3 protein-coding genes are annotated in these 4070 nt (G+C 72.9%); all 3 read right to left on the reverse strand.

Features of this window, described 5'->3' with window-relative positions:
- Window positions 1–1193 (reverse strand): DUF2201 family putative metallopeptidase (locus AOK15_RS35655; RefSeq protein ID WP_055522543.1); only part of this gene is annotated, 1193 nt, incomplete at its 3' end.
- A complete protein-coding gene (locus tag AOK15_RS35660; RefSeq protein ID WP_055522545.1) occupies window positions 1190–2251 on the reverse strand; it encodes an ATP-binding protein in 1062 nt (353 codons plus the stop codon). The genes AOK15_RS35660 and AOK15_RS35655, both read right to left, overlap by 4 nt.
- A 114-nt stretch (window positions 2252–2365) precedes the next feature.
- Window positions 2366–4070: alkaline phosphatase family protein (locus AOK15_RS35665; protein WP_055522546.1), on the reverse strand; the 1705-nt coding region annotated here is incomplete at its 5' end.

The raw sequence follows: 4070 nt of genomic DNA on the forward strand, positions 1-4070 counted from the left end.
AGGCCTCGGCCGAGGCCTCGCCGGTAGAACTCGTCGAGGTCGACGTAGTCGCCGGGGGCGCCGAGCGGACCGCTCAGGATGTCGCCCGTGCCCTTGCCGCGCAGGGTGGAAAGACGGCGCTTGCGGCGCAGGTCGCCGGCGATGCGGTCGTAGACCTCCTCGGCGGACAGACCCTTCAGCTCGGGGTCGTACAGCAGCCCCTCGGGCATGGTGCCGACCTGCATCTCGCACAGCCAGCCGTTGATGACGTAGTCGGCGGCGACGTTGAACAGGTACGGGTCACGGGTGCCGCAGCGGTCGCCGTGGCGCAGCGCGGCGTGCAGCATCTCGTGGGCCAGGATGAACCGCCACTCCTCGTCCTCGAAGTCGCGGAGCGGGTTGATGTAGATCTCGCCCGCCGTCGCGTCGACGGCCGCGACGGCGATGTCGTGGGCGTGGGCGATGTCCGCCTTGGCGATGATCCTCATGCCGGAGGCGATGCCGCCGAGCAGGGGGTAGGAGGAGATGAACCAGCTCAGCGCCTTCTCCCAGGGCCGTTTGCGGACCGCCTCGCCGTCCAGGGAGTCACGGCGGCCACCGGCCATGTCCATCGCGGCGGACATGGTCCCGGCGAGGGCGTGGGCGAACGCGAGCTGCCAGTCGGGGAGTTGTCCCGCCCACTTCGGCCAGGTGAGCAGGATCTGGTCGGGCTCGCTGTCGGCGGTGCCGCAGCGCTCGTACACCGTGGGCAGTCCGTCGCGGCGCCACCGGGCGGCGAGTTGCTCCTCGTCGCCGTCCGGATAGGAGGTGGGAAGGTGCTCGGGGGCGTCGCCGACGGGGAAGGTGAGCAGGAAGCGGTTGACGACGACGCAGCGGGCCGCGAGGTCGAAGCGGTCGGGCTGCTCGCGTTCCCCCGTGGCGGCCGGGACGTGCCCGAAGCCGACGTGGAGGGTGGCGTGGGCGAGCGCCCACGCCCAGGTGCCGGGCGCGGCGAGCCGGTCGGGGTGGGCGTGCACCTCGCCCTCGGAGTCGACGCGGACGAGGCCGTCGCGGGGCACCAGTCGGCAGTTCTCGTCGCGGCAGTGGCTGAGCCCCATCGCGCGCAGCGCCGGGTTGGCCCGCACCAGTGCCAGGCCCGCGGAGTAGGCGGCGCCGGCGGCGTCCCGCTTCTTGCCGCCCTTGCCCTTGTGCTGTCCTCCGCCGGTCCGGCTCATCGGCGGGCCTCCACCAGCCGGGGCATGTCACGGGCCGCCTCGACCAGGAACCAGGCGGGCAGCACGGGGTGGCCGTCGGCGTCGGAGGCGATGACCGTCTGGGCGACCTCGACGGAGATCTCGGCGAGCTGCACCAGCAGGGACTTGGCACGGTACGCGGTCTGCCGGGCGTTCGCCGACATGTGCTGCTTGCTGGCGGGCAGGTCCTTGACGAGCCGGCCGCGGAAGGAGTCGGCGAGGAAGTACAGCAGGTCGCGGTCCTCCATGCGGCTCGGCCAGCGGGCGTCGCCCTTGAGGATCGCCTCGATGCCGAAGCGGCTGCGGACGACCTTGACGTAGCCGCAGAAGGCGACGGCGTGCGCGGGCGTCAGGGTGCCGTGGGCGAGGACCTGGAGGGTGTCCTCGTCGAGGCCCGGCCCGAAGGAGTGCAGCGCGTCGGAGAGCATGTGCCAGGAGCGCGGGGTGGAGAACGCCTCCTCCGTCTTCGGCGGCTTGGACCACAGGTGGTCCGGGCGGTCGGTGAGGTGGTCGACGATCCAGGGGTGGATGCCGCTGCCCGCCGCCCACACCAGCCAGTCCTTCGCGGACACCTCCAGGTGGACGTGGGTGAGCCGGTTGACGAGCGCGGAGGCGACGGGGCGGGCGAGGGCGTTGTCGGTGGCGCGGTTTCCGGCGCCGATGACGATGGAGCCCTTCGGCAGTTCGTAGGCGCCGATGCGACGGTCGAGGATCAGCGAGTAGAACGCCTTCTGGACGTCCGGGGTCGCCGCGTTCAGCTCGTCGAGGAACAGACAGTACGGCTCGTCGCGGGCGATGGCCTCCGGCGGGCAGAACACCGAGCGCCCGTCGCGGATCTGCGGTACGCCCATCAGATCCTCCGGGGCGAGCTGCGTACCCAGCAGACTCACGCACTCCAGGCCCAGCGACTCGGCGAAGTCCCGCACCAGGGAGGACTTTCCGATGCCGGGCGCGCCCCAGACGAACACGGGCCGCACGGTGGCGAGGCCCAGCAGCAACTCGGGGAGACGGGACGGGGTGACGGTGACGGCTGCCTGCAAGGGGTGGGCTCCTGGGGTTGTCCTCCGGACGGTGCGCACCAGTGTGGGCGCCTGTTCGAAGAGGCGCAGCCGATTTTTCGGGGCCGGGTGCCGCTCAGGGGTTTCGCCGGGTGCCTATGCGTCTGCCGGGTCCTGTGGATGGGCGGGTGCGGGTTCGTCCGGGCTGGTCGCGCAGTTCCCCGCGCCCCTGCGGGGCGCCTGCGCCCCCACCGGTATCTGCGGGCCGTCCGCCTCTCTCAGCCAGCGTCTGAGGACCCGGTGGATGTGCTCCGCTCCGACCAGCTCCTCGTTCTGCTCGACCGGTGCGGAGAGGGCCAGGGGGGAGAGGAGGAAGGGGCGGGACTGGCAGCCGCCGAGGCCGCCGTGGGAGCCGATCTGTTCCTCGAAGGCGAGGACCTCGCCCTCCTGGGGGTCGTACCAGGAGTTGACCATGATGTCGGCGGTGTGCGGGAAGCCGTGGGTGCGGCGTACGGAGTCGGCGGCGCCGGGTCCGAAGTCGGCCAGCGGTCCGGCACGGTCGTCGCTCAGTTCGGCGACGGGGATCTCCGAGCCGTGCGCGCCGAGGACGAGGCCGCCGTGCTCCTCGCTGCGGACGAGGACGAAGCCGACGCCGGGGTGGTTGGCGAGGGTGGACAGCAGGGCGGGGTGGCGGGCGTCGATCTCCTCCCGGCTCATCCGGTGCGGCACATCCGGGAAGGACACCAGGCCGAGGTTGCCGGAGGCGAGCACGACCGGCTCGGAGCGGCGGGCCGGGCGGTGTTCCTCGACGCCCTCCTCGACGGGGATGCGCAGGGCCGCCCGGACCGCCGAGCGGGCCTCGGCGCCGCTGTGGGTGCGCTCCGCCTTGCGCGGCACGGGCAGACCGCAGCCGGCGCGGACCAGGTTGCCGAGCGTGAGGCCGTAACGGCCGAGGAAGGTCTCGCCGGGGCTCTGCCCGTGGTCGGAGAGCAGGACGATGCGGTAGGCGCGGGGGGCGTGTTCGGCGACCTGCGCGATCAACGCGATGGACCGGTCGAGGCGTTCGAGGATCTTCTCCGCGTCCCGGCTGTGGGGCCCGGAGTGGTGGGCGACCTCGTCGTAGGCGACGAGGTCCGCGTAGATCGCGGCGCGTCCCGCGAACATGTCGCCGATGACGGCGGCGACGACCACATCGCGTTCGACGACGGTCGCGAACGCGCGGATGAACGGGTAGAGGCCGCCGCGCTTGACGCGGGGCCGCTGTTCTCGAAGGCGCGCGCGGGTGGACTGGCCGATCTCGCGCAGCACGTCGGCGGCGAAGGACATGGCGGTGCGGACCGCGTTGGCGGGGTCGGAGAAGTAGGCGAAGTACCCGGCGCGGGACCGGTTCCGCTTGCCTCGGCGGGCCGCGATGGACAGGACGAGAGCGAGCTGGTCGGCGCCGCCGCTGAAGAGGTTGCCGCGGCTCGCGCCGTCGACGGTGAGCAGGCCCCCGTCGCCGGTGCGCTCGACGGCGCGGCGCTGGAGTTCGGCGGCGCTGGAGGGGCGGTTGCAGACCATCACCTCCCGGCTCTCCTTCTCGTACCAGCGGAAGGCGGGCACGTCGTGGTTGCTGCCGTGCAGGATGCCGAGCTGGCTGGCGCCGGTCTGGCTGGACCAGTCGGTGCGCCACGGCGTGAGCCGGTGGGTGGCGCGGACGTGACCGGTGCCGGGCGCGGGCGCGCCGAGCCAGGCGGCGACGGTCGGCATCAGGCCCTTCGCGGTGGCCGCCTCCAGCACGTCGTGGCCGACGCCGTCGAGCTGGAGGAAGACGGTGCCGGGTCCGACGGTGCCGGGCGGCCCGTCGGCGTGCCTGCGGCGG

Origin of the sequence: Streptomyces ossamyceticus (assembly GCF_001418475.1) — a bacterium.
GTDB classification, from domain to species: Bacteria; Actinomycetota; Actinomycetes; order Streptomycetales; family Streptomycetaceae; genus Streptomyces; species Streptomyces ossamyceticus.